The 23,588-nt window shown below is 73.8% G+C and carries 24 protein-coding genes; 15 read left to right on the top strand and 9 right to left on the bottom strand.

From position 1 onward, the window contains the following. The first annotated feature begins 113 nt into the window (after positions 1–113). The 15 genes from rpsP (at position 114) to whiG (ending at position 11,981) form a co-directional block, all read left to right on the top strand. Positions 114–512 carry a 30S ribosomal protein S16 gene (rpsP, locus tag ACRYRX_RS10055; protein ID WP_432511719.1) on the top strand — a complete coding sequence of 133 codons (399 nt, stop codon included), beginning with the start codon at positions 114–116 and terminating at the stop codon, positions 510–512. A 4-nt stretch (positions 513–516) separates the two neighbouring features. Beyond that, positions 517–756: an RNA-binding protein gene (locus tag ACRYRX_RS10050; protein ID WP_432511718.1), complete on the top strand. Its 240-nt coding sequence runs from the start codon at positions 517–519 to the stop codon at positions 754–756. A 78-nt stretch (positions 757–834) separates the two neighbouring features. Further along, a complete protein-coding gene (gene rimM, locus ACRYRX_RS10045) occupies positions 835–1,356 on the top strand; it encodes a ribosome maturation factor RimM (RefSeq protein ID WP_432511717.1) in 522 nt (173 codons plus the stop codon). Next, the gene (gene trmD, locus ACRYRX_RS10040; protein WP_432511716.1) at positions 1,356–2,198 is read left to right on the top strand and encodes a tRNA (guanosine(37)-N1)-methyltransferase TrmD; all 843 of its coding nucleotides are present in this window, start codon (positions 1,356–1,358) and stop codon (positions 2,196–2,198) included. The genes rimM and trmD overlap by 1 nt, the downstream gene beginning before the upstream one ends. 133 nt (positions 2,199–2,331) lie before the next feature. Beyond that, positions 2,332–2,694, top strand: a complete 363-nt coding sequence (gene rplS / locus ACRYRX_RS10035; protein ID WP_432511715.1) for a 50S ribosomal protein L19 — start codon at positions 2,332–2,334, stop codon at positions 2,692–2,694. 136 nt (positions 2,695–2,830) lie between these two features. Beyond that, complete coding sequence (lepB, locus tag ACRYRX_RS10030; protein ID WP_432511714.1) at positions 2,831–3,487, top strand: signal peptidase I; 657 nt, start codon at positions 2,831–2,833, stop codon at positions 3,485–3,487. Then, a complete protein-coding gene (gene lepB, locus ACRYRX_RS10025) occupies positions 3,484–4,239 on the top strand; it encodes a signal peptidase I (protein WP_432511713.1) in 756 nt (251 codons plus the stop codon). Before lepB (ACRYRX_RS10030) ends, lepB (ACRYRX_RS10025) begins: the two co-directional genes overlap by 4 nt. After that, positions 4,236–5,054 (top strand): ribonuclease HII, encoded by an 819-nt coding sequence (locus ACRYRX_RS10020; RefSeq protein ID WP_432511712.1) that lies wholly within the window; start codon positions 4,236–4,238, stop codon positions 5,052–5,054. The genes lepB (ACRYRX_RS10025) and ACRYRX_RS10020 overlap by 4 nt, the downstream gene beginning before the upstream one ends. 7 nt (positions 5,055–5,061) lie before the next feature. Next, complete coding sequence (locus ACRYRX_RS10015; protein ID WP_011981967.1) at positions 5,062–5,388, top strand: DUF2469 domain-containing protein; 327 nt, start codon at positions 5,062–5,064, stop codon at positions 5,386–5,388. 239 nt (positions 5,389–5,627) lie between these two features. Continuing rightward, positions 5,628–5,996, top strand: a complete 369-nt coding sequence (locus tag ACRYRX_RS10010; RefSeq protein WP_432511711.1) for a YraN family protein — start codon at positions 5,628–5,630, stop codon at positions 5,994–5,996. Then, positions 5,996–7,549, top strand: a complete 1,554-nt coding sequence (locus ACRYRX_RS10005; protein WP_432511710.1) for a YifB family Mg chelatase-like AAA ATPase — start codon at positions 5,996–5,998, stop codon at positions 7,547–7,549. The genes ACRYRX_RS10010 and ACRYRX_RS10005 overlap by 1 nt, the downstream gene beginning before the upstream one ends. Next, complete coding sequence (gene dprA, locus ACRYRX_RS10000; protein WP_432511709.1) at positions 7,546–8,730, top strand: DNA-processing protein DprA; 1,185 nt, start codon at positions 7,546–7,548, stop codon at positions 8,728–8,730. The genes ACRYRX_RS10005 and dprA overlap by 4 nt, the downstream gene beginning before the upstream one ends. 96 nt (positions 8,731–8,826) lie before the next feature. Beyond that, complete coding sequence (locus ACRYRX_RS09995; protein ID WP_432511708.1) at positions 8,827–9,996, top strand: RtcB family protein; 1,170 nt, start codon at positions 8,827–8,829, stop codon at positions 9,994–9,996. Between the two features lie 73 nt (positions 9,997–10,069). Then, positions 10,070–10,984, top strand: coding sequence for a tyrosine recombinase XerC (locus ACRYRX_RS09990; RefSeq protein ID WP_432511838.1), 915 nt, complete (start codon positions 10,070–10,072; stop codon positions 10,982–10,984). A gap of 151 nt (positions 10,985–11,135) precedes the next feature. Next, positions 11,136–11,981, top strand: coding sequence for an RNA polymerase sigma factor WhiG (gene whiG / locus ACRYRX_RS09985; protein ID WP_432511837.1), 846 nt, complete (start codon positions 11,136–11,138; stop codon positions 11,979–11,981). Positions 11,982–11,988: 7 nt separating this feature from the next. Here whiG and ACRYRX_RS09980 read toward each other — a convergent pair whose 3' ends face one another. The 9 genes from ACRYRX_RS09980 to rhaI all read right to left on the bottom strand — a co-directional run bounded on the left by ACRYRX_RS09980 (position 11,989) and on the right by rhaI (position 23,474). Beyond that, positions 11,989–12,510 carry a murein hydrolase activator EnvC family protein gene (locus ACRYRX_RS09980; RefSeq protein WP_432511707.1) on the bottom strand — a complete coding sequence of 174 codons (522 nt, stop codon included), beginning with the start codon at positions 12,508–12,510 and terminating at the stop codon, positions 11,989–11,991. Between the two features lie 112 nt (positions 12,511–12,622). Continuing rightward, the gene (gene rhaS / locus ACRYRX_RS09975) at positions 12,623–13,699 is read right to left on the bottom strand and encodes a rhamnose ABC transporter substrate-binding protein (protein WP_432511706.1); all 1,077 of its coding nucleotides are present in this window, start codon (positions 13,697–13,699) and stop codon (positions 12,623–12,625) included. 58 nt (positions 13,700–13,757) lie between these two features. Beyond that, positions 13,758–14,807: an ABC transporter permease gene (locus tag ACRYRX_RS09970; protein WP_432511705.1), complete on the bottom strand. Its 1,050-nt coding sequence runs from the start codon at positions 14,805–14,807 to the stop codon at positions 13,758–13,760. Beyond that, positions 14,807–15,904: an ABC transporter permease gene (locus ACRYRX_RS09965; RefSeq protein WP_432511704.1), complete on the bottom strand. Its 1,098-nt coding sequence runs from the start codon at positions 15,902–15,904 to the stop codon at positions 14,807–14,809. The genes ACRYRX_RS09970 and ACRYRX_RS09965 overlap by 1 nt, the downstream gene beginning before the upstream one ends. Next, positions 15,901–17,427 (bottom strand): sugar ABC transporter ATP-binding protein, encoded by a 1,527-nt coding sequence (locus tag ACRYRX_RS09960; RefSeq protein ID WP_432511703.1) that lies wholly within the window; start codon positions 17,425–17,427, stop codon positions 15,901–15,903. The genes ACRYRX_RS09965 and ACRYRX_RS09960 overlap by 4 nt, the downstream gene beginning before the upstream one ends. Positions 17,428–17,501: 74 nt before the next feature. Continuing rightward, positions 17,502–18,749: an alpha-hydroxy acid oxidase gene (locus ACRYRX_RS09955; RefSeq protein WP_432511702.1), complete on the bottom strand. Its 1,248-nt coding sequence runs from the start codon at positions 18,747–18,749 to the stop codon at positions 17,502–17,504. After that, positions 18,746–20,203 (bottom strand): rhamnulokinase, encoded by a 1,458-nt coding sequence (locus ACRYRX_RS09950; protein WP_432511701.1) that lies wholly within the window; start codon positions 20,201–20,203, stop codon positions 18,746–18,748. The genes ACRYRX_RS09955 and ACRYRX_RS09950 overlap by 4 nt, the downstream gene beginning before the upstream one ends. Further along, positions 20,200–22,233, bottom strand: coding sequence for a bifunctional aldolase/short-chain dehydrogenase (locus ACRYRX_RS09945; protein WP_432511700.1), 2,034 nt, complete (start codon positions 22,231–22,233; stop codon positions 20,200–20,202). The genes ACRYRX_RS09950 and ACRYRX_RS09945 overlap by 4 nt, the downstream gene beginning before the upstream one ends. Next, complete coding sequence (gene rhaI / locus ACRYRX_RS09940; RefSeq protein WP_432511699.1) at positions 22,230–23,474, bottom strand: L-rhamnose isomerase; 1,245 nt, start codon at positions 23,472–23,474, stop codon at positions 22,230–22,232. Before rhaI ends, ACRYRX_RS09945 begins: the two co-directional genes overlap by 4 nt. Between the last annotated feature and the right edge of the window lie 114 nt (positions 23,475–23,588).

Below are 23,588 nucleotides of genomic sequence, written 5' to 3'. Positions count from 1 at the left end.
TTCGCCCAGGGACCCTCTCACCCGGGGCGCGCGTGTCCATGGACTGCTCGACCCGGCGTCCCCACACCGGAGCGTTCCGTCCGACACTTCAGAACCGGGAGACACCCCACACCGTGGCTGTCAAGATTCGCCTCAAGCGCATGGGCCAGATCCGCGCGCCGTTCTACCGCGTCGTCGTCGCCGACTCCCGCAGCAAGCGCGACGGTCGCGCGATCGAGGAGATCGGGATCTACAACCCGATGACCGACCCCTCGACCATCGAGATCAAGTCCGACCGGGCGCAGTACTGGCTCGGTGTCGGCGCGCAGCCGACCGAGCAGGTCGCCGCGCTGCTGAAGGTGACCGGCGACTGGCAGAAGTTCAAGAACCTGCCCGGCACCGAGGGCACCTACCGCGTCCCGGCCGCCAACACCAAGCCCCCGCGCGTGCCCGCCGGTGGCGTCGTGAAGGCCGCCGAGACCCCGGCCGAGGCGCCCGCCGCCGACGCCGAGACCCCGGCCGAAGAGTCCTGACCCGGTGCTCGCGGACGCTCTCGAGCACCTCGTGCGCGGCATCGTCGGTCACCCCGACGACGTGCAGGTGACGTCGAAGACGTTGCGGCGCGGGGCGTTGCTCGAAGTTCGCGTGCACCCGGACGACCTGGGCCGGGTCATCGGCCGTGCGGGTCGCACGGCCAAGGCGCTGCGCACCGTCATCGGTGCGCTCGCCGGCGGCAAGTCCGTGCGCGTCGACCTCGTCGACGTGGACCGTCGCTGAGGACCAGCAGTTCCCGGGACGCCGGGGTCGCTCCGGCGGCCCCGGCGTTCCGCCGTTCCCCCACCTTGGAGTCGTTTCGTGGAGTACGTCGTCGCCCGCATCGGGCGCCCGCACGGGGTGCGCGGTGAGGTCACCGTCGAGCTGCGCACCGACGACCCCGACCAGCGCCTGGCCCCCGGGGCCGTCCTGCGCACCGAGCCGCCGGCCGGCCCGCTGACCGTCGCCTCGGCGCGCTGGCACAACGGGACGCTGCTGCTGACCTTCACCGAGGTCACCGACCGGACCGCCGTCGAGGCGCTGCGCGACACGCTGCTGCTCGTCGACGTCGACGAGGAGGCCGACGAGACCGACGACGCCTGGTACCCGCACCAGCTGCGGGGTCTGGCCGCGGTGACGGTGACGGGGACGCCGCTGGGCGTCGTCGCCGACCTGCTCACCGGGGCGGCGCAGGACGTCCTCGTCGTCACCGGCACCGACGGCCGCGAGGTGCTCGTGCCCTTCGTCCGGGCCCTCGTGCCGACCGTGGACGTGCGCCGGCGCAAGGTCGTGCTGAACCCGCCGGGCGGGCTGTTCGCCGAGCTGCCGGGGGACGAGGAGTAGTGCGCCTGGACGTCGTCACGATCTTCGCCGACTACCTCGCCCCGCTGCGGCTCTCCCTCATCGGCAAGGCGCAGGCGCAGGGGCTGCTGGACGTGCGGGTCCACGACCTGCGCGAGCACACCCACGACCGGCACCGCACGGTCGACGACACCCCCTACGGCGGGGGCGCCGGGCTGCTCATGAAGCCCGAGCCGTGGGGCGAGGCCCTCGACGCGCTGCTGGCCGACCCGCCGGCGGACGCGCGCGAGGACGGGCCCGTGCTCGTGGTCCCCTCCCCGGTGGGGGAGGTCTTCAGCCAGCGCGCGGCGGTGGAGCTGGCCGCCGAGCCGTGGCTCGTCTTCGCGTGCGGCCGCTACGAGGGCATCGACGCGCGCGTCGTGGAGCACTACCGCACCCGGATCCGGGTGCGGGAGGTGTCCCTGGGCGACTACGTCCTCAACGGCGGCGAGGTCGCGGTCCTGGCGATCACCGAGGCCGTCGTCCGGCTGGTCCCGGGGGTCGTCGGCAACGCGGCGTCGCTGACCGAGGAGAGCCACGCCCCCGAGCACGACGGCCTGCTGGAGCACCCGGCCTACACCAAGCCGGCCAGCTGGCGCGGACTGGACGTGCCGGCCGTGCTCGCCGGCGGCAACCACGGTGCGGTCGAGCGGTGGCGCCGCGACGAGGCGTTGCGCCGCACCGCCTCCCGGCGGCCCGACGTGCTCGCGCGGCTGGACCCGGCCCGCTGCGACCGGCACGACCTCGCCGTCCTGGCCGAGCTGGGGTGGGTCCCCGGTGATCGGGGATTCTCGCTCCGGACCCCCGTTGTGGCAGACTCGTCGGTTGAAACCACCACGCCGTGACGGCCGGTGACCGCTGCCTCCGGGCCGCGGGGGGTGCGCCCGCCACAGGGGGCCGCCCCACCGGACCACCCGTCGCGGGACCGACACCTGCGCCGATGACCTGTGGCGTCCTGCAGGAGGAGAGAGCAGAGCCATGAACGTGCTCGACACCATCGACGCAGCCTCGCTGCGCAGCGACATCCCGGAGTTCCGCGCCGGCGACACCCTCAAGGTGCACGTCAAGGTCATCGAGGGCAGCCGCTCCCGTGTCCAGGTCTTCCAGGGCGTCGTCATCCGCCGCACCGGCGGCGGCATCCGCGAGGCCTTCACGGTCCGCAAGGTCAGCTTCGGCGTCGGCGTGGAGCGCACCTTCCCGCTGCACACCCCGGTCATCGAGAAGATCGAGGTCGTCACCCGCGGTGACGTGAAGCGCGCCAAGCTGTACTACCTGCGCGACCTGCGCGGCAAGGCCGCCAAGATCAAGGAGCGTCGCGACACGACGACCGGCCGCGGCTGAGACCGACGGACCGGACACGAGCCGGGCCCCCGCTGGGGGCCCGGCTCGTGTCGTTCCGCCCCGCCCGCCGGGGCCCTGACTAGACTCGCCCAGCCGCGCGGTCCGCGGTGAGCAGTCCCCGCGAGGCAGGAGTTCCGTGACGACCACCCCACCGCGGCCGTCCACCCGGCGCGGCACGACCGGTGGCCGGGCCGTCCTGGTCCTGGCCGTCGCGCTGCTGCTGGTCCTGCTGGTGCGGACCTTCGTCGTGCAGACCTTCTCGATCCCCTCCGACTCCATGCGCCCCACCCTCGAACCGGGCGAGCGCGTGCTCGTCTGGCGGGTCGACGCCGACGACGTCCGGCGCGGGGACGTCGTCGTGTTCAACGGCACCGGCACGTTCGCCGACGCCCCGCCGGCGCCGGAGGGACTGGCCCGGCTCGGGGCCGCCGCGGCCGGGTTGCTCGGGTTCCGGCCCGGAGAAGCCGATTACGTCAAGCGTGTCGTGGGACTGCCCGGGGACCGGATCACCTGCTGCGACGAGCAGGGCCGGCTGCTCGTGAACGGTGAACCGCTGGACGAGCCGTACGTGCACCCCGGTGACGCTGCGAGCGAGGTCGAGTTCGACATCGCCGTGCCGCAGGGGAGACTGTGGTTGATGGGCGACCACCGCAGCGACTCCGTCGACTCCCGCTCCCACCTCGGCTCGCCCGGTGGCGGCACCGTGTCGGTGGACGACGTCATCGGGCGCGTGGTCGCCGTCACCTGGCCGCTGGGCGCGGCCGGGACCGTCGAACGGGGGAACGGGTCGTGAGCACCGAGCGCGGGGCGGAGCAGGACGTGGACGCACCCGGAGAGCCCGCACCGCGCAGGCGGTCCGCCGCCAGCGGCCTGTTCGCCGCCGTCCGCGAGACCGTCCTGGTCGTCGCGGTCGCGCTGGTCGTCTCGCTCGTGGTGAAGACGTTCCTGCTGCAGGCCTTCTTCATCCCCTCGCAGTCCATGGAGCAGACCCTGGACATCGGCGACCGGGTCATCGTCAGCAAGCTCACGCCGGGCCCCTTCGACCTGCACCGCGGGGACGTCGTCGTCTTCTCCGACCCCGGCGGGTGGCTGCCCGAGACGGTCCCCACCCAGCGCGGCGCGGTCGGGACGGTCGTCGCCGACGCCCTCACGTTCGTGGGCCTGCTGCCGGAGGACTCCGACGACCACCTCATCAAGCGGGTCATCGGCCTGCCCGGCGACCACGTCGTGTGCTGCGACGCGGGCGGCCTGCTCACGGTGAACGACACCCCGGTCGACGAGTCCGCCTACCTGGCCCGGGACGTCGTGCCGAGCGCGACCCAGTTCGACGTCACCGTCCCCGAGGGGATGCTGTGGGTGATGGGCGACAACCGCGCCGAGTCCGCCGACTCCCGCTACAACCGAGACAAGCCCCACGGCGGTTTCGTGCCGGTCGACCTCGTCGTCGGGCGGGCCCACGCCGTCGTCTGGCCGCTGTCGCACTGGTCGTGGCTGGGGACCCCGGACGACTTCGACTCCGTCAGCGGGGCGTCGGGGGTCTCGTGAGCTCCCGCCCCACCCGCCGGACGCCCTCACCCGCCGCGGCGCCCTCCCTGCGCCTGGAACGGCAGCTCCTCCGGGCCGGTCACACCCTCGTCGCCGGGGTGGACGAGGTGGGTCGCGGGTCGCTGGCCGGGCCCGTCAGCCTCGGCGTGGTCGTCGTCGACGCGTCCACGCCGACCGCACCGCTCAGGCTGCGCGACTCCAAGCTGCTCACCCCCGCCGCCCGGGAGGCGCTGGCGCCGAAGGTGCGGCGCTGGGCGGTCGCCTGGGCCGTCGGGCACGCCGAACCCGCCGAGATCGACGCCGTGGGCATCACGGCCGCGATGCGGCTCGCCGGCCGTCGCGCGCTGGCCCAGCTGCCCGTCCTGCCCGACCTGGTGATCCTCGACGGCAACCAGGACTACCTCAGCGACCCGCGTGAACCGTCGCTGCTGGACGGGCTGGACGGTCTGGACGGGACCGCCCCCGCCCTGCCGTGCGCGGCGCCACCGGTGACCACCCGCATCAAGGCCGACGTGACGTGCGCGTCCGTCGCCGCGGCCAGCGTCCTGGCCAAGACCACGCGCGACGCGATCATGGCGGCCCGGCACGCCGACTTCCCCCGTTACGGGTGGGCCGGCAACAAGGGGTACAGCGCCCCCGACCACCTCCAGGCGCTGGCCGAGCACGGCGCCTGCGCGCAGCACCGGCGCAGCTGGCGGCTGCCCGGGCTCGCGCTGCCCGCGCCCGGGGCCGTGCAGCTGCCGGGGACGGCGCCGGTCCCCGGCGACGCGCTCGCGGACCTCACCTCCGACACCTCGGTGGCCCGACGGGCATGATGGTCCCGTGAGCGCAGAGGACCTCGAGAACTACGAGACCGAGATGGAGCTGCAGCTCTACCGCGAGTACCGCGACGTCGTGTCGCTGTTCTCCTACGTGGTGGAGACCGAGCGGCGCTTCTACCTCGCGAACTCGGTGGACCTGCAGGTGCGGACGGCCGACGGCGAGACCTACTTCGAGGTCACGCTGCACGACGCGTGGGTGTGGGACGTCTACCGCCCCGCCCGGTTCGTGCGGGACGTGCGCGTCGTGACGTTCAAGGACGTCAACGTCGAGGAGCTGCAGAAGCGCGACATCGAGGTGCCGGACACCCCCGAGCTGCGCGACCGCTGAGGACGGCCCGGTCCATCCAGGCGGTGGATGACGCGATGCGTAACGCTTCTCGGGGCTGCGCCGATGCACCTGCGGGACGCGCCCCACTGCCGGGGGGTCGCTGGGGCGCGTCCTCGCTGTGGACGACGGCCCGACGACGACGTCGCCGTCTCCACAGGGCCGCCTGAGCCCACCCGCCGTCCACAGCCCGCCCCGCCGCGTCCGCTCACCGCCGCACCCGCCGCAGGCTGGGCGCGGAGGTGGTGCACGTGCGTGCGCAGGACGCGGTGGGACGGTACGGGGAACGGGTGGCCGCACGGTGGCTGACCGAGGCCGGCATGACGGTCGTGGAGCGGAACTGGCGGTGCCGGCGCGGCGAGATCGACATCCTCGCCCGTGACGGGGACGTCCTGGTCGTCTGCGAGGTCAAGACCCGCCGCAGCTCCCGCGCGGGGACCCCGGCCGAAGCCGTCACCCCCCGCAAGCTGGCCCGGCTGCAGGACCTCGCCGCCGAGTGGCTCAGCGCCCGGCCCGGCGCCGCCCCCGGCGGGGTCCGCTTCGACGTCGTCGCCGTCGTCCCCGCCGAGCGCGGCCCGGCCCGCGTCGAGCACCTGCGCGGGGTGCTCTGATGGCGCTGGCCCGTTCCCTGGCCGTGGGCCTGATCGGCCTCGACGGGCACCTCGTGGAGGTCGAGGCCGACATCTCCGCCGGCCTGCCCGCCTTCGTCCTCGTCGGGCTGCCCGACGCCTCGCTCAACGAGGCCAAGGACCGCGTGCGCGCGGCCACCGCCAACTCCGGGTTCCCGCTGCCCTCGCAGCGCATCACGGTCAACCTGTCACCGGCGACGCTGCCGAAGAACGGCTCGGCGTTCGACCTCAGCGTGGCCGTCGCCACCCTCACCGCCGCCGGTGTCCTGCCCCCGGCGGCCTCGGCCGAGACCGTCCACCTCGGCGAGCTGGGGCTCGACGGCAGCGTCCGCGCCGTCGACGGCGTCCTGCCCGCCGTGCTGGCCGCCGCCCGGGCCGGGGTCCGGCGCGTCGTGGTGCCGCAGAGCACCGCCGAGGAGGCCGCCCTCGTGCCCGGCATCGCCGTGCGGGGGGTGCGCTGGCTCGCCGAGCTCGTCGCCGACTACCGCGGCGACCCGCCGCTGGACCTGCCCGACCCGCCCCGCGCGTTCGTCCCGCCCCCGCGCACCGGCACCGGGCGCCCCCTCGACCTCGCCGACGTCGTCGGGCAGGCCGAGGCCCGCTTCGCCCTGGAGGTCGCCGCCGCCGGCGGCCACCACCTGCTCATGAACGGCCCACCCGGGGCGGGCAAGACGATGCTGGCCGCCCGCCTGCCCGGCCTGCTGCCCGACCTCGACGAGGAGGCCGCCCTGGAGGTGACGGCCGTGCACTCCATCGCGGGCACGCTGCGGGGGCGGCCCGGGACTGCACTGATCACCCGGCCGCCGTACGAGGACCCGCACCACACCGCCTCGGTCGCCTCCCTCGTCGGCGGGGGCAGCGGCGTGCCGCGCCCGGGAGCGGTCTCCCGCGCGCACCGCGGCGTGCTGTTCCTCGACGAGGCCCCCGAGTTCGAGGCCCGCGTCCTGGACGCCCTGCGCCAGCCCCTCGAGCACGGCGAGCTCGTCCTGCACCGCGCCCGCGGCACCGCCCGCTACCCCGCCCGGTTCCAGCTCGTGCTCGCCGCGAACCCCTGCCCGTGCGGGCGGGCCGTCGGCAAGGGCGTCGACTGCACCTGCACCCCGCAGGCCCGCCGCCGCTACGCCACCAAGCTGTCCGGCCCCCTGCTCGACCGGGTCGACGTCCAGCTGCAGGTCCACGCCGTCACCCGCGCCGAGGTCGCCGAACCGCAGGCGGGGGAGCCCACGGCCGTGGTCGCCGCCCGGGTCGCCCAGGCCCGCGGCGTGCAGCGGGAACGGTTGCAGCGCCACGGGATCACCACCAACGGCGAGCTCAAGGGCCCGTTGCTGCGCGGTCCGCTGCGCCTGCCGCACGAGACCACCCGCGACCTCGACCGCGCCCTCGACCGGGGCGTCCTCACCCTGCGCGGCCTCGACCGCGTCCTGCGGCTGGCCTGGACCGTCGCCGACCTGCGCGGCGCCGCGGCCCCGGACCGCGACGACGTCGGCCGCGCCCTGGCCCTGCGCGGGGCCGCCGCGACGGGGGTGGGTGCGTGACCCGCCGGCCCGCTCCCGGCCAGCGGACCCTCGCGCTGCGACCCGTCCCGGCGGCCCTGCGCGCCGCCCTGGACGACGACCGCCTCGCCCGGGCCGCCTGGAGCCGCCTGGCCGAACCCGGCGACGCCGCCGCGGCCCGGCTCGTCACCGAGGTCGGCGCCCCGCTCGCCCTGGAGGCCGTCGTCACCGGCCGCGGGCCCGAGCGCTGGCAGACCCGGCTGCACGAGACCGACCCCGCCTCCGACGTCGCCGCCGTCCGCGCCGCCGGTGGCCGCCTCGTCGTCCCCGGTGACGCGGAGTGGCCCACCACCCTGGCCGACCTCGACGTCGACACCACGGGGGAGCGGCCCCTCGGCGCGCCGTTCTGCCTGTGGGTGCGCGGTCCCGTGGACCTGGCCGAGGTCACCCGCCGCAGCGCCGCCCTCGTCGGCTCACGGGCCGCGACGGCCTACGGCCAGCACGTCGCCGCCGAGCTCGCGGTGGGCCTGACCGACCGCGGGTTCGCCGTCGTCAGCGGCGGGGCGTTCGGCGTCGACGCCGCCGCGCACCGCTCGGCGCTCGCGGTGGAGGGGGTGAGCGTCGCGGTCCTGGCCTGCGGGGTGGACCGCAGCTACCCGGCGGGGAACGCGGCGCTGCTGGCCCGGCTCGCGCGGACGGGGGCGCTGGTCTCGGAGGTCCCGCCCGGGGCGACGCCGACGCGGTGGCGGTTCCTGGAGCGCAACCGGCTCATCGCGGCGTTGACCCGCGGCACCGTCGTGGTGGAGGCGGCCTGGCGGTCCGGGGCGCTGTCGACGGCCGACCGGGCCGAACGCCTGCTGCGGCCGGTGGGCGCGGTCCCCGGGCCGGTGACGTCGGCGGCCTCCGCGGGGTGCCACCGGTTGCTGCGCGAGCGCGGTGCGGTGTGCGTCACGAGCGCGGAGGAGGTCGCCGAGCTCCTGGGCGACCTGGGCCGTGAACCGGTGCGGGCCCCGCGGGTGGAGTCCCGCCCCTTCGACGGGCTGGAACGGGACGAGCTGCGGGTGGCCGAGTGCCTGCCGCGCCGGGGCGCGGCGGGGCTGGAGCAGCTCGCGCGCGACAGCGGGCTGGACGTGCCGGGGGTCCAGTCGATCCTGGGCCGGTTGGAACTGTCCGGTCACGCCCTGCGGGTCGACGCGGGGTGGCGGCGGGGGGCGGTGGGGTGAAAAGCGCTGGGAACCCCGTCGGTGCGTGCGTATCGTCGTTCCTCGTGCCTGGCGCGGAAACCGTTGCCGCGCAGGCTGGAGGAGAGGGGACGAGTCGTGGAGCGGCTGACGGGCAAGCTGGTGAACTGGGCGTCGATCCTGGAGGAGAAGACGCGCCGGCAGGCCGAGACCGCCGCCACCATGCCCTTCATCCACCCGCACATCGCGTTGATGCCCGACGCCCACCTGGGCAAGGGGGCGACGGTCGGCTCGGTCATCCCGACCGACGGGGCGATCATCCCGGCGGCCGTGGGCGTCGACATCGGCTGCGGCATGATCGCGGTCCGGACGCAGTTCACGGCGGCCGACCTGGCCGGCCGGGACCTGTCGGTGCTGCGCGAGGCGATCGAGCGGTCGGTCCCGCTGTCGGCCGGCGCCGCCAACCGGGACGTCTCGGTGACCGCCGCGCCGCGCGTGGCCGACCTGGAGGCGCTGGAGCCGCACCGCGCGCAGTTCCGCGAGCAGCTGGTCCCGAAGTGGCGGACGGCGCTGGGCACCCTGGGGTCGGGGAACCACTTCATCGAGGTGTCCCTGGACGAGGCGGACACGGTGTGGCTGTTCCTGCACTCCGGTTCCCGGGGGCCGGGGAACAGGCTGGCCACCCACCACATCGCGGTGGCCCAGGAGCTGTGCGCGCGGTGGTTCGTCCCGCTGCCCGACCGCGACCTCGCGTACCTCGTGGAGGGCACGCCCGAGTTCGACGAGTACGTCTCCGACCTGCGGTGGGCGCAGCACTTCGCGCTGCTCAACCGGGAGGAGATGATGGACCGCGTCGCCGCGCGCCTCGGGGAGTTCCTGGGAGCCGACGTCGAGGAGCGCGAGCGGATCAACTGCCACCACAACTACACCTCGCGCGAACGGCACTTCGGCCGTGAGGTGTGGCTGTCGCGCAAGGGCGCGATCCGGGCCGACGCGGGACGGCCGGGCCTGGTGCCCGGTTCCATGGGCACGGCGAGCTACGTCGTGGTGGGCAAGGGGAACCGGATGTCCCTGGACTCCTCCCCGCACGGCGCCGGGCGCGAGTACAGCCGGTCCGCGGCGCGGCGCACGTTCACCCGTGAGCAGCTGCGGGAGGCCATGCGGGGCATCGAGTACCGCGACACCGACGCCTTCCTCGACGAGATCCCGGCCGCCTACAAGGACATCGACCGGGTCATGGCCGACGCCGCCGACCTGGTGGAGGTGCGGCACACGCTGCGGCAGGTCGTGAACGTCAAGGGCGACTGAACCGCTCCGACCGGCGCGGCGGCTTGCGCCGCGCCGGTGGGCGGGCGACGGTGCGGGGGTGGGGCGCGAGGACCTGACCGGGCTGCTGTCGGCGTTCGCCACCCACCTGCGCGCCGAGCGCAACCGGTCCGAGCACACCGTCCGCGCGTACTGCTCGGACGTGCGCGACCTGCTCACCACGACCGTGCCCGCGGGCGACGACGGGACGCTGGACCTCGACCTGCTGGGGCTGGCCGACCTGCGGGCCTGGCAGACGCGGGCGGCGGCCGACCTGCGGCGCACGACGCTGGCGCGGCGGGCGGCGGCGGTGCGCACGTTCACGGCGTGGGCGCACCGGACGGGGCGGGCCGCCGCCGACCCGGGGTTGCGCCTGCAGGCCCCCAAGCGGTCCCGGGAGCTGCCCCGGGTGCTGGCGCAGTCGCAGGTGCGGGCGGCGCTGGAACCGGCGGTGCGGGCGCGGGAGGAGGGCTCGGGCGCCGACCCGGTCGCGCTGCGCGACGGTGCGGTCCTGGAGCTGCTGTACGCCACGGGGTGCCGGGTGGCCGAGCTGGTGGGGCTGGACGTCCCGGACCTGGACGTGGAGCACCGCACCGCGCGGGTGCTGGGCAAGGGGGACCGGCAGCGGACGGTCCCGTTCGGGACGCCGGCGCTGCGGGCGGTGCAGGCGTGGCTGGAGCGCGGGCGCCCGCACCTGGCCGGTCCGGACTCCGGTGAGGCCTTGTTCCTCGGCGTCCGGGGGCGCAGGCTGGACCAGCGGCAGGTCCGCACCGTGGTGAACCGGGCGGTGGCTGCGGTGCCGGGGGCCCCGCACACCTCCCCGCACGGTCTGCGGCACGCGGCGGCGACGCACATGCTGGACGGACGAGCTGACCTTCGTAGCGTACAGGAGTTGCTTGGTCACGCTACGCTGTCAACGACGCAGATCTACACGCACGTCTCCGTGGAGCGATTGCGGAGTTCGCACCGTCAGGCCCACCCACGGGCCTGAGGTCCGGGGGAGGAGCACGGTGGAAGCAGCAGCGGGGAGCGAGCGCGCCTCCACGGCCCCGTCGGACCTGCGCGTGGTCCACGACGGTCAGGAGCGCGGCATCGACACCACCGGAACGACCGACCAGCAGCCGGCCCAGCCCGCGGACGAGGTGCAGCCGGCGGGCCGGCCGCAGGCCAACGCCCGCTTCACCAGCCGCAAGGGCAAGGGCCCCTCGACCCCGGAGCAGGAGGCCGCCGAGGCCGCCCTGCGGGCGATGTGGGAGGAGTTCAAGGCCACCGCCGACCCGTACGTGCGCGAGAAGCTGATCATGCACTACTCGCCGCTGGTCAAGTACGTGGCCGGGCGCGTCGGCGTGGGGCTGCCCCCGAACATCGAGCAGGCCGACCTCGTCTCCTACGGCATCTTCGGGCTCATCGACGCCATCGAGAAGTTCGACATCGAGCGCGCCATCAAGTTCGAGACCTACGCGATCTCCCGCATCCGCGGCGCCATCATCGACGAGCTGCGCGCCATCGACTGGATCCCGCGGTCGGTGCGCAGCAAGGCCCGCGAGGTCGAGCGGACCTACGCCACCCTGGAGGGGGAGCTGCACCGCACCCCCACCGAGGCGGAGGTCGCCGAGCGGATGGGCATCGCGCTGTCCGACCTGCACCACATCTTCAGCCAGGTCTCCTACGTCAACGTCGTGGCGCTCGACGAGCTGCTCAGCGTCTCGGGGGAGAAGGGCGACAAGCTCTCCCTCGTCGACACCCTCGAGGACACCAAGGCCGAAGACCCCGTCGCCGCGTTCGAGAGCGAGGAGACGAAGTTCCTGCTGTCGCGGGCGATCAACCAGCTGCCCGAGCGCGAGAAGATCGTCGTGACCCTCTACTACTACGAGGGCCTGACGCTCGCCGAGATCGGACGGGTCCTGGGGGTCACCGAGTCGCGCATCTGCCAGATGCACACCAAGGCCGTCCTGCAGCTGCGCGGCAAGCTCGCCGACGCCGGCTGACCCGGTCTCACGCCCGGCCCAGGGGCAGCAGCACGGGGGCGGCGGCCCGCAGCCGCGTCAGCGGGTCGAGGTAGGTCTCGCCCCGGCGCAGCCCCAGGTGCAGGCAGGGGACCGGGCAGTGCTGCGGTGCGGCGGCCAGCGCGCCCAGCACGGCCCCGGCCCGCACCTGCTCGCCCGGGCCGACGGCCGGGTCGAGCGGTTCGTACGTGGTGCGCGTGCCGTCGGGGTGCAGCACGACGACGACCCCGCGCCCGGCCACCGGCCCGGCGAACGACACCGTCCCGGCCTCGACCGCCGCCACCGCCCGCCCCGGGTCGGCGGCGAGGTCGACACCGCGGTGACCGGCTTCGTACCGGCCCACGTCCTCGAAACCGCGCAGCACGCGCGGCGGCTGGACCGGCCAGCTCCACGCGCGGACCCCTGCGGGCGTCGGGGGCGGAGCCGGGACGGGGGCGGCGGTCACCGTCGCGGCGGCCACCCCCGCCGCCGCGAGAACGACCAGACCCGCCGGCAGCACCGAGTTCAGCACCCCGCCAGCCTGGCCCGGGCGGACGCCGGTGCCGTCCCGGACGCTCCCGCCCGGGGAGGCGGGGAGCCTGTGGAGCCCGGGACGACTCCGGCGGTGGCCCGGGCGCCGCGGGTCAGAAGTCGAACTGGCCGATGTTCTCCTTGGTGAACACGAACGGCTCGCCGAGGGTGACGATCCCGTCGGCCTCGACGGTGAAGTCGGTCTCGTCGCTGGACAGGCCCTCGGCGGTGAAGGTGTCGCCCTCCTCACCGGTGATGTCCCCGTCGATCATGGCCTTGGCGGTGTAGGAGGCCAGGACGCCCAGGTCGGCGGGGTTCCACAGCGCGAAGGAGGTCACGGTGCCGTCCTCGACGTACTGGCGCATGTCGTTGGGCGTGCCCAGGCCCGTGAGCGCGACCTTGCCCTTGTACTGCGAGGTGCTCAGGTAGCGGGCGGCGGCGGCGATGCCGACGGTGGTGGGGGAGATGATGCCCTTCAGGTTCGGGTGGGTCGACAGCAGCGCCTCGGTCTTGTCGAAGGACGTCTGGTCGTCGTCGTCGCCGTACACGGTGTCGACGATCTGCAGGTTCGGGTACTTCTGCGCCGCGTAGGTCTTCATCGCCTCGATCCAGGCGTTCTGGTTGGTGGCGTTGGCGCTGGCCGACAGGATGGCGACCTCGCCGGCCTGGCCGATCTGCTCGGCGACCAGGTCGACCTGGCTCTGGGCGATGAGGTCGGTGCTGGAGGCCGAGACGTAGGCGTCGCGGCAGGAGGGGTCGACGTCGGAGTCGAAGGTGATGACCTTGATGTCGGCGTCCATGGCCTCCTTGAGGGAGTCGCACAGCGCGTTGACGTCGTTGGCGGACAGGACGATCGCGTTCACGCCCTGCTGGGTGAGGGTGTTGATGTAGGAGACCTGGCCGTCGGCGGTGGCCTCGGACGGGCCGACCTCCTTGAACTCCCCGCCGAAACCCTCGATGGCCTTCTTGGCGGCCTGGTCGGAGGTGTCGAAGTACGGGTTGCCCAGGTTCTTGGGCAGGAAGGCGATCGAGTAGTCCCCCGAGGAGCCCGACCCCTCGGAGGTCGAGCCGGTGTCGCCGGAGTCGGAGGAGCAGGCCGACGCGCCCAGGCCGAGGGCGGCGAGCACCGCGACCGAGGCCAGGGCACGGCGGCGCGAGGACGTGGGGGAGGTGAGGGGGGAGAACGTCATCGTCGGTCCCTTTCAGGGAGGTGCGCGGGAACGGTTCCCGCGTCGGGGGTGGGGTGGGTCAGGACGCCGCGGCGCGGCGGGTGGGCCGGTGGCGGCGCAGCGCGGCCGAGACCGCGGGCACCAGGACGGACAGGATCAGCAGGACGCCGGTGGCCACGTTGATGACGTCGGAGGAGACGTCGGCCAGCCGCAGGGCGCTGCGCAGCGCGCCGATGAGCAGGACCCCGGCGATCACGCCGGGCAGCGCGCCCCGGCCGCCGAAGATCGACACCCCGCCGACGAGGACGGCGGCCACGACGGACAGCTCCAGGCCGGTGGCGTTGTCGCCGCGGGCGGAGTCGTAGCGCAGCGTCCAGTAGACCCCCGCCAGGGAGGACACCAGGCCGGTCACCACGAACAGCCAGAACTTCACGCGCCCCACGCCGATCCCGGAGAACAGCGACGCCTCGGTGTTCAGCCCCATGGCGTACACGGCGCGGCCGACCGGGGTGAAGTGCAGCACGACGGCGAACACGACGGCCAGCACGACGAACAGCAGGACCACACCGGGGATCGCGGTGCCGCGGCCGAAGAGCCGGTCGGTGACGAGGTCCTTCCACTGCTCGGGGAACCCGGTGACGGCGGTCGTGCCGAGCAGCCCGACGGCCAGCCCCCGGTACAGCGCCAGCGTGCCGACCGTCACCGCCAGCGAGGGCAGCCCGACCACGGTGACGAGGAAGCCGTTGAGGGCGCCGCCGAGCAGCCCCACGACCAGGGCGGTTCCGATCGCGACCGGCATCCCGGCCCCGGCCTCGTGCAGCACGCCGACGACCACGCTGGACAGGCCCATCATGCTCGCCACGGACAGGTCGATCTCGCCGGTCACCACGACCATCGTCATGGGCAGCGCGATCAGCAGGATGGGGAAGACGTCCAGCAGCAGGTAGTACACGGTCTGCGGGCGGTTGAAGTTCTCCACCGTGCCGGAGGCGACCAGCCAGACGACGACGAGCAGCGCGAGGATCGCGGTGTCGCGCCCCAGGAGCGCCTTGCGCAGCCGCACCGCGGTGCGGGGGGCGCCGGGGGTGGGAGGGCGCTGCGTCTCGCCCCGGTCCTGCAGGGTCGGCATCACGGTGCCACCTCCTTGAGTCGCTGCGCGTCCGCCGTCCCCGCCGGTGGCGGGCTCCCGCGGTGGTCGCCGTGGTGGTCCTGGTGCCGGGCGGCGACCAGTCGCCGCGCGGTGCGGACGACGAGCAGGCGGTCCAGCACGATCGCGCCGATGATCAGCGCACCGACGACGGCCTGCTGCCAGAAGTCGGCGATGCCCACGGTGGGCAGGGCCCGGTTGATGGTGGTCAGCAGCACCGCGCCGAGGGCGGCGCCGACGACGGTCCCGGAGCCGCCGGTGATGGCGACGCCACCGATGACGGCGGCGGCCACGGCGTTCAGCTCCAGGCCCGCCCCGGCGCTGGAGCTGATGGTGGCGTACCGGGCGGCGTACAGGACCCCCGCCAGGCCGGCCAGCGCCCCGGAGGCGACGAACGCGGCCAGCACCCGGCGGGTCACCGGCAGGCCGTACAGCACCGCGGCCTGCGGGTCCGAGCCGATGGCGTACAGCTCCCGCCCGCTGCGGGTGGAGTGCAGCAGGTAGGCCAGCGCGGCCAGGACGAGGACGGCGACGAGGGTGATGAACGGGACGCCCAGCACGGTCCCGGTGCCGAAGGAGACGAAGGCCGACGGCAGGTCGGAGGCGTTGACGCGGTCGGCGCCGGCCCAGGCGACCAGGACCCCGCGGAACGCGTAGAGCGTCCCCAGGGTGATGACCAGGGACGGGACCCGCGCCACGCTGACGAGCACGCCGTTGACCAGGCCGAGGAGGGGCCCGAGCAGCAGCGCGAGCACGACGACGACCACGGCGGGCAGGGACGTGTTCGCGAACATCCAGCCGGTGGCGTACGCCGTCAGGCCTAGGACCGCGCTGACGGACAGGTCGATGTTCTTGGTGACGACGACCAGGGCCTGCCCCACGGCCAGCAGCACGAGCAGGGCGGGGGTCAGCAGCAGGTTGCGGAACCCGTCGGCGCCGGTGGCGAAGCTGGGGCTGGCGACGGTCGCGACGACCACGACGAGGACGACGGCCAGGGCGACGCTCGTCTCCCGGCGCCGCCCCACCCGGCCCAGCCAGCCGGTGCGCTGGCCGGTGCGCTGGGAGGTGGCCGGGCTCACGCCGCCACCTCGGTGCTGCGCGTCGCGGCGGTCATGACCGACTCGCTGGTGGCGTCCGCGCGCGCGAGCTCGGCGGTCACGGAGCCCTCCCGCATGACGTAGACCCGGTCGCTCATGCCGAGCACCTCCGGTAGCTCGCTGGAGATCATCAGGATGGCCAGGCCCTGCTGGGCCAGTTCGTCGAGCAGGCGGTGCACCTCGGCCTTGGTGCCGACGTCGATCCCGCGGGTGGGCTCGTCGATGACGAGCAGCTTCGGCCGCATGGCCATCCACTTGGCGATGACGACCTTCTGCTGGTTGCCGCCCGACATCGTCCCGGCCTCGCTGTCGAGGTCGGCGGCCTTCACCTGCAGCCGCCGGGCCCACTCGGCCGCGCTGCGGTACTCCAGGTCGGAGGTCAGCAGGCCCGCCTTGGCCAGCGAGCGCCGCAGGACGAGGGTGATGTTGCGGGACACCGACATGTCCAGCAGCAGGCCCTGCTTGCGGCGGTCCTCGGGCACGAAGGCGATCCCGGCGGCGATGGCCGCGCGGGGGTTGCCCGGCCGCAGCCGCTGCCCGGCGAAGGTCACCGACCCCGACCGGTAGGTGTCGACGCCGAAGACCGCGCGGGCGACCTCGCTGCGCCCGGCCCCGACGAGCCCGGCCAGACCGACGATCTCACCGGCGCGCACCGTGATCGAGACGTCCTCGAAGACGCCGGGGCTGGTGAGCCCGTCGACCTGCAGGACGACGTCGCCGGGTGTGGTGCCCTCGGTCTTGGGGAACAGCGAGGCCACCTCGCGCCCGACCATCGCCCGGACGATCTGCGCGGGGGTGGTGTCGGCGGTGGCGGCGGTGGACACGTACTGGCCGTCGCGCATCACGGTGATCGTGTCGCACAGGTCGAAGACCTCGTCGAAGCGGTGCGAGATGAACACCAGCGCCCGGCCCTCGTCCCGCAGGGCCCGGGCGATGGTGAACAGCCGCGCGACCTCGGTGCCGGACAGGGCGGCCGTGGGCTCGTCCATGATGAGGACCCGGGCGTCCAGCGAGACCGCCTTGGCGATCTCCACGAGCTGCTGGTCGGCGATCGACAGGCCCAGCGTGGGGCGGTCGGGGTCGATCGCCACGCCGAGCCGCTCGAACAGGGCGGTGGCCTGGCGGTGCATGGCGCGCCGGTCCAGCTTGCGCCAGCGGTTGGTGGGCTGGCGGCCCATGAAGATGTTCTCGGTGACCGACAGGTCGGGGAACAGCGTGGGTTCCTGGTAGATGACCGCGATGCCCGCGGCCTTCGACTCGGCGGTGGAGGAGAAGTCGACCGGCCGGCCGGCCAGCCGGAACTCGCCGGTGTCGCGCCGGTGCACGCCCGCGACGATCTTCACCAGGGTCGACTTGCCGGCGCCGTTCTCACCCATGAGGGCGTGGATGGAACCGGGGTGCACGGTGAGGTCGGCGCGGACGAGGGCCTTGACGGCCCCGAACGACTTCGAGACGCCGCTGAGTTCGAGGGCCGGCGGGCCCCCGGGGGAGTCCTGGGGTGTCACGACTGCGTGAACCTCCACGGTGAGGCAGCCCCGCGGCGCGGCGGGGGCTGGGAAGGACGGATCAGGACGAGGGGTCAGGACAGGGCGCGCGGGGCGAGCCGTTGCAGCTGCGTGACGTGGGCGGGGGTGAGTTCGTCGAGGGTGGTGACCTCGAGGAGCTTCATGGTGCGGACGATCTGGTCGGACAGGATGGAGATGGCCTTGTCGACCCCGGCGCGGCCGCCGGCCATGAGGCCGTACAGGTAGGCCCGCCCGACGAGGGTGAACTTCGCGCCCAGGGCGATGGAGGCGACGATGTCGGCGCCGTTCATGATGCCGGTGTCGATCGCGATCTCGGTGTCGCGGCCCACTTCCCGGACCACCTCGGGCAGCAGGTGGAACGGGATGGGGGCGCGGTCGAGCTGGCGGCCTCCGTGGTTCGACAGGATGATCCCGTCGACCCCGAGGTCGGCCAGCTTACGCGAGTCCGGGACGTTCTGGACGCCTTTCACGACGAGCTTGCCGGGCCACATCGCGCGGATCTCGGCGAGGTCGTCGTAGGAGATCGAGGGGTCCATGGCGTAGTCGAGCAGTTCGCCGACGGTGCCCCCGGTCTCGGTGAGGGAGGCGAACTCGAGCTTGCGGGTGGTGAGGAAGTCGAACCACCAGGCCGGGCGGGTGGCGGTGTCCAGCACGGTGGGCAGGCTGATCTGCGGGGGGATGGAGAAACCGTTGCGCTTGTCCCGCAGCCGGGCTCCGGCCACGGGGGTGTCGACGGTGAACATGAGGGTGTCGAACCCGGCGCGGGCGGCGCGCTCGACGAGGCCGTAGGAGATCTCGCGCTTGCGCATGACGTAGAGCTGGAACCAGTTGCGGCCGGTGGGGTTGGCCGCCTTGACGTGCTCGATGGTGGTGGTGCCCAGCGTGGAGAGGGTGAACGGGATGCCCGCCGCTCCCGCGGCCCCGGCGCCGGCCTCCTCGCCCTCGGTCTGCATGAGGCGGGTGAAACCGGTGGGGGCGATGCCGAAGGGCATGGCCGACGGGCCGCCGAAGATGGTGGTGGAGGTGTCGACCTTCGAGACGTCCCTGAGGATCGAGGGGTGGAACTCCACGTCGCTGAAGGCCTGGCGGGCCCGGGCCAGCGAGATCTCGCCCTCGGCCGATCCGTCGGTGTAGTCGAAGGCGGCCTTGGGGGTGCGGCGCTTGGCGATGCGGCGCAGGTCCTCGATGGTGAGGGCCGCGTCCAGACGCCGCTTCTTCCCGTTCAGCTCGGGCTTCTTGAAGCTGACCAGCTCCAGGATCTCGCGGGCGTTGGGTACCTGGCGCTTCACGGTGCGGCTCATCGGGTCCTCGATCGCGGTTCGTAGCGGATGACGTCGGAGGAGTTGCGGGCCACGGCGCGCAGGTCCTCCAGCTCCAGGCCGAGCCGGCCGGCGGCGCGGGCCTGCACGAGCAGGTTGCCCATGGCGGTGGCCTCCACGGGGCCGGCGACCACGGGCAGCCCGGTGCGGTCGGCGGTCGCCTGGCACAGCAGGGTGTTCAGCGAACCCCCGCCGACGAGGTGGATCACCGACACCTCGTGGCCGGCGATCCGGGCGGCGTCGGCGACCGCCCGCGCGAACGCCGCGGCCAGGCTCTCGACGATGCTGCGCACGGTCTGCGCCGGGGAGTCCGGGACGGGTTCGCCGTGGGCGCGGCACCAGTTGCGGATGCGCGCCGGGATGTCCCCGGGCGCCAGGAACGCCGGGTCGTCGACGTCGAAGACCGCCACGGGCCCCGTGATCGCGGCGGCCTCGGCGAGCAGGTCCGACAACCGGCTCGAGCGCTGGGCGTCGGTGGCCGCGGGGTCCCAGTGCCGCAGGGACTCGCTCAGCAGCCACAACCCCATGACGTTGCGCAGGAACCGGGTGCGCCCGTCGACCCCGCCCTCGTTGGTGAAACCGGCCTCGCGGGCCTCGTCGGTCAGGACGGGGTCCTTCAGCTCCAGCCCCACCAGCCCCCACGTGCCGCAGGAGATGTACGCGAAGCCGGTCCCGGTGGCCGGGACGGCGACGACGGCCGAGGCGGTGTCGTGCGAACCGACGGCCACGACCTCCAGGTCCCGGCCCACGGCGTCGGCGACCTCGGGCGACAGGCGCCCGACGCGCGTCCCGGGGTCGACCAGCGGGGGCAGCAGGTGCGGACCGATCCCCAGGGTCCGGGCGAGGTCGACGTCCCACTCCCCGGTGCGCGCGTCGAGCAGCCCCGTGGTGGAGGCGTTGGTGCGCTCGGCGACCACGGCCCCGGTGAGCCAGAACCCGAGGAGGTCGGGGATCAGCAGGAACCGGTCGGCGAGCTCCAGCAGCGGTCCCTCGGTGGCCAGCTGGAACAGCGTGTTGAAGGGGAGGTGCTGCAGGCCGTTGCGGGCGAACAACCCGGCGGCGTCCACCCGGGCGTGGACGGCCGCCACCCCGGCCTCGTTGCGCGCGTCGCGGTAGTGGAAGGGCACGCCCAGCAGCCGCTGCCCGGCCAGCAGGCCGTAGTCCACGGCCCAGGAGTCCACCCCGACGCTCGCGATCTGCCCGGGGTGCGCCCGCTCGGCCGCAGCCAGGCCCGCGAGGACCTGGCGGTACAGCTCCAGGACGTTCCAGTGCAGCTGGTCGCGGGTGCGGACCGGGCCGTTGCCGAAGCGGGACACGTGCCGCAGCCGCAGCCGCACGCCGCCGGGGGCGTCGGCGAGGTGACCGAGGATGACGCGGCCGCTGGTGGCCCCGAGGTCGACGGCCGCGAACGCCTGCTCCTCCGTCGCCGGGCTCATCGCAGGAAGGCGGCGGCGACGCCGGCGTCGACCGGCACGTGCAGTCCGGTGGTGTGCGACAGTTCCCCGCCGGTCAGGACGAACACCGCGTTGGCGACGTGCTCGGGCAGGACCTCGCGCTTGAGCAGGGTCCGCTGGGCGTAGAACTTGCCCAGGTCGTCCTCGGCGATGCCGTACGTCTTGGCGCGCTGGGCGCCCCAGCCGCCGGCGAAGATGCCCGACCCGCGCACCACCCCGTCGGGGTTGACGCCGTTGACCTTGATGCCGTGCTCGCCGAGCTCGGCGGCCAGCAGCCGCACCTGGTGGGCCTGGTCGGCCTTGACCGCGGAGTAGGCGATGTTGTTCGGGCCGGCGAACACGGAGTTCTTCGAGGCGATGTAGACGATGTCCCCGCCCAGGCCCTGGGCGATGAGGACCCGCGCGGCGGCCTGGGCGACGAGGAACGACCCCTTGGCCATGACGTCGTGCTGCAGGTCCCAGTCCTTCTCGGTGGTCTCCAGCAGCGGTTTGGAGATGGACAGCCCGGCGTTGTTGACGACGAGGTCCAGCCCGCCGAAGGCGAGGACGGCCTCGTCGACCGCGGCGCGGACGGCCTCGGGGTCCGACACGTCGGCGGCGACGCCGACGGCGACGTCGGTCGAGCCGAGTTCGGCCGCCGCGGCCTGCGCCTTGGCCAGGTCCAGGTCGGCGACGACGACGCAGGCGCCCTCGGCGGCCAGGCGGGTGGCGATGGCCTTGCCGATGCCGGAGGCGGCGCCGGTGACCAGCGCGATGCGCGTGGCCAGGGGTTTCGGCTTCGGCATGCGGGCGAGCTTGGCCTCCTCCAGCGCCCAGTACTCGATGCGGAACTTCTCCGCCTCCTCGATGGGGGCGTAGGTCGAGACGCCCTCGGCGCCGCGCATGACGTTGATCGCGTTGACGTAGAACTCACCGGCGACGCGGGCGGTCTGGGCGTCCTTGCCGTAGGAGAACATCCCCACCCCGGGGACCAGGACGATCAGCGGGTCGGCGCCGCGGATCGCCGGGGAGTTCTCGTCGGCGTGGCGGTCGTAGTAGGCCTGGTAGTCCGCGCGGTAGGCCTCGTGCAGCTCCTTCAGCCGCTCGACCTGCTCCTCGACCGTCGCGGTGGCCGGCAGGTCCAGCACCAGGGGTTTGACCTTGGTGCGCAGGAAGTGGTCCGGGCAGGAGGTGCCCAGCGCCGCCAGCCGGGGGTGCTGCTCGCGGGCCAGGAAGTCCAGCACCACGCCGGAGTCGGTGAAGTGCCCGACCTGCGGCCTGTCGTGGCTGGCGATGCCGCGGACCACCGGGGCCAGGGCGGCGGCCCGGGCCCGGCGCTCAGCCTCGGGCAGCGGGCCGTAGCCGTCCAGCACCGGGCCGAAGGGTTCGGCGACGGAGTTCTGCGCGAGGTAGGTCTCGGCGGTCTCGATGATCCAGCGGGAGTTGGCCTCGGCCTCCTCGCTGGTGTCGCCCCAGGCGGTGATGCCGTGCCCGCCGAGGACGGTGCCGACGGCCTGCGGGTTGGCCTCCTTGATCGCGGCGATGTCCAGGCCGAGCTGGAAACCCGGACGGCGCCAGGGCACCCAGACGACCTTGTCGCCGAAGACCTGCTCGGTGAGCTTCTCCCCGTCGGCGGCGCAGGCGATCGCGATGCCGGCGTCGGGGTGCAGGTGGTCCACGTGCGCGGCGTCGACCAGGGCGTGCATGGCGGTGTCGATGGACGGCGCCGCGCCGCCCTTGCCGTGCAGGCAGTAGTCGAACGCGGCGACCATCTCGTCCTCGCGCTCCACGCCGGGGTAGATCCCGCGCAGCGCCCGGACGCGGTCCAGCCGCAGGACGGCCAGCCCCTCCTCGGTGAGGGTCCCCAGGTCCCCGCCGGAACCCTTCACCCAGAGCAGTTCCACGTCCTCGCCCGTCACCGGGTCGACGGCGGTGCCCTTGGCGGAGGTGTTCCCGCCGGCGTAGTTGGTGAACCGCGGGTCCGCCCCCAGGGCGTTCGACCGGGCGATCAGGTCCTGGACCGTGCTGCTCATGCTCCCCATCCCGCCTGCTGGCCGCCGATGCGCTCGGCGGCGGTCCGTTCGAGGTACCCCGAGGCCTTGAAGGCGGCCATCGGGTCGGCGTCCAGGCCCATCGACTCGCGCAGTTCGGCCAGCAGCGGCCGGACGTCGGTGTGGAAGGCGTCCATGAACACGTCGTGGGCGCCCAGGACGTCCCCGGCGCGCTGCGCCGCGGCCAGCGCCTCGCGGTCCACCAGCAGGGCCTTGGCGGTGGCCTGCTGGATGTTGGTGACCGAGCGGATCTGGCCGGGGATCTTCTCCTCGACGTTGTGGCACTGGTCGAGCATGAAGTTCACGCCCGGCCCGGCCGGGTCCCAGGCGACGTCGGGCCCGTGCGCCGAGGCCAGGGCGCCGGAGCGGACGATCTCGTGCATGATCCGGAACAACTGGAACGGGTCGGCGGCCCCGGCCATCAGGTCGTCGTCGGCGTAGAACCGCGAGTTGAAGTCGAACGCGCCCAGGCGCCCGGCCTGCAGCAGCTGCACGACGATGAACTCGATGTTCGTCCCGGGGGCGTGGTGGCCGGTGTCGAGGACGACCTTGGCCCGCTCGCCCAGGGCCAGGCAGTGCAGCAGCGAGGTGCCCCAGTCGGGGATGTCGGTGTGGTAGAACGCCGGCTCGAAGAACTTGTACTCCAGCACCAGCCGGTGGTCGTCGTCGAGCAGGGCGTACACCTGCTGCAGGGACTCGGCGAGGCGTTCCTGGCGTGCGTACAGGTCGTCCTGGCCGGGGTAGTTGGTGCCGTCGGGCAGCCACAGCTTCAGTTCCTTGGACCCGGTGGCGCGCATGACGTCGACGCACCGCGCGTGGTGGGCGACGGCCTTGGCGCGCACCTGCGCGTCCGGGTGGGTCAGGGAACCGAACTTGTAGTCGTCGTCCTGGAACAGGTTCGAGTTGATCGTGCCGATGGCCACGCCGGAGTCGGCGGCGTGGGCGGCGAGCTTGCCGTAGTCGTCGACGAGGTCCCACGGGATGTGCAGCGACACCCGCGGGGCGATGCCGGTGAAGCGGTGGACCTGGGCGGCGTCGCTGATCTTCTCGAACGGGTCGCGCGGGGTCCCGGGGGTGCCGAACACCTTGAAGCGGGTGCCGGAGTTCCCGAACGCCCACGACGGCAGTTCGATGGTCTGGGTGCGCAGGGTCGCCAGCGCCCGTTCGCGCAGGGGCGCGGAGGTCGGGGGGGTCTGGGGGTCCGGCGCGGTCGCGTCGTTCATCAATCACTCCACTCCGTCGGGGTGGCCGCAGCGTACGCAGTCTTTGACACGTTTCACAAGGATCCCGCCGCAACTCGGTGAATCGTGTCAATCCCGGGACCGGGTACCGGCACC

Origin of the sequence: Kineococcus lubricus (assembly GCF_050871965.1) — a bacterium.
Taxonomy (GTDB): domain Bacteria; phylum Actinomycetota; class Actinomycetes; order Actinomycetales; family Kineococcaceae; genus Kineococcus.
This window is presented reverse-complemented; position numbering and strand designations above follow the sequence as displayed.

Coding starts and splice junctions, on each gene's coding strand:
- rhaS (WP_432511706.1), bottom strand. CDS start 13,699: ATGACGTTCTCCCCCCTCACCTCCCCCACGTCCTCGCGCCGCCGTGCC.
- ACRYRX_RS09945 (WP_432511700.1), bottom strand. CDS start 22,233: ATGAGCAGCACGGTCCAGGACCTGATCGCCCGGTCGAACGCCCTGGGG.
- ACRYRX_RS10005 (WP_432511710.1), top strand. CDS start 5,996: ATGGCGCTGGCCCGTTCCCTGGCCGTGGGCCTGATCGGCCTCGACGGG.
- ACRYRX_RS09970 (WP_432511705.1), bottom strand. CDS start 14,807: ATGCCGACCCTGCAGGACCGGGGCGAGACGCAGCGCCCTCCCACCCCC.
- ACRYRX_RS09955 (WP_432511702.1), bottom strand. CDS start 18,749: ATGAGCCGCACCGTGAAGCGCCAGGTACCCAACGCCCGCGAGATCCTG.
- rhaI (WP_432511699.1), bottom strand. CDS start 23,474: ATGAACGACGCGACCGCGCCGGACCCCCAGACCCCCCCGACCTCCGCG.
- rplS (WP_432511715.1), top strand. CDS start 2,332: ATGAACGTGCTCGACACCATCGACGCAGCCTCGCTGCGCAGCGACATC.
- ACRYRX_RS09950 (WP_432511701.1), bottom strand. CDS start 20,203: ATGAGCCCGGCGACGGAGGAGCAGGCGTTCGCGGCCGTCGACCTCGGG.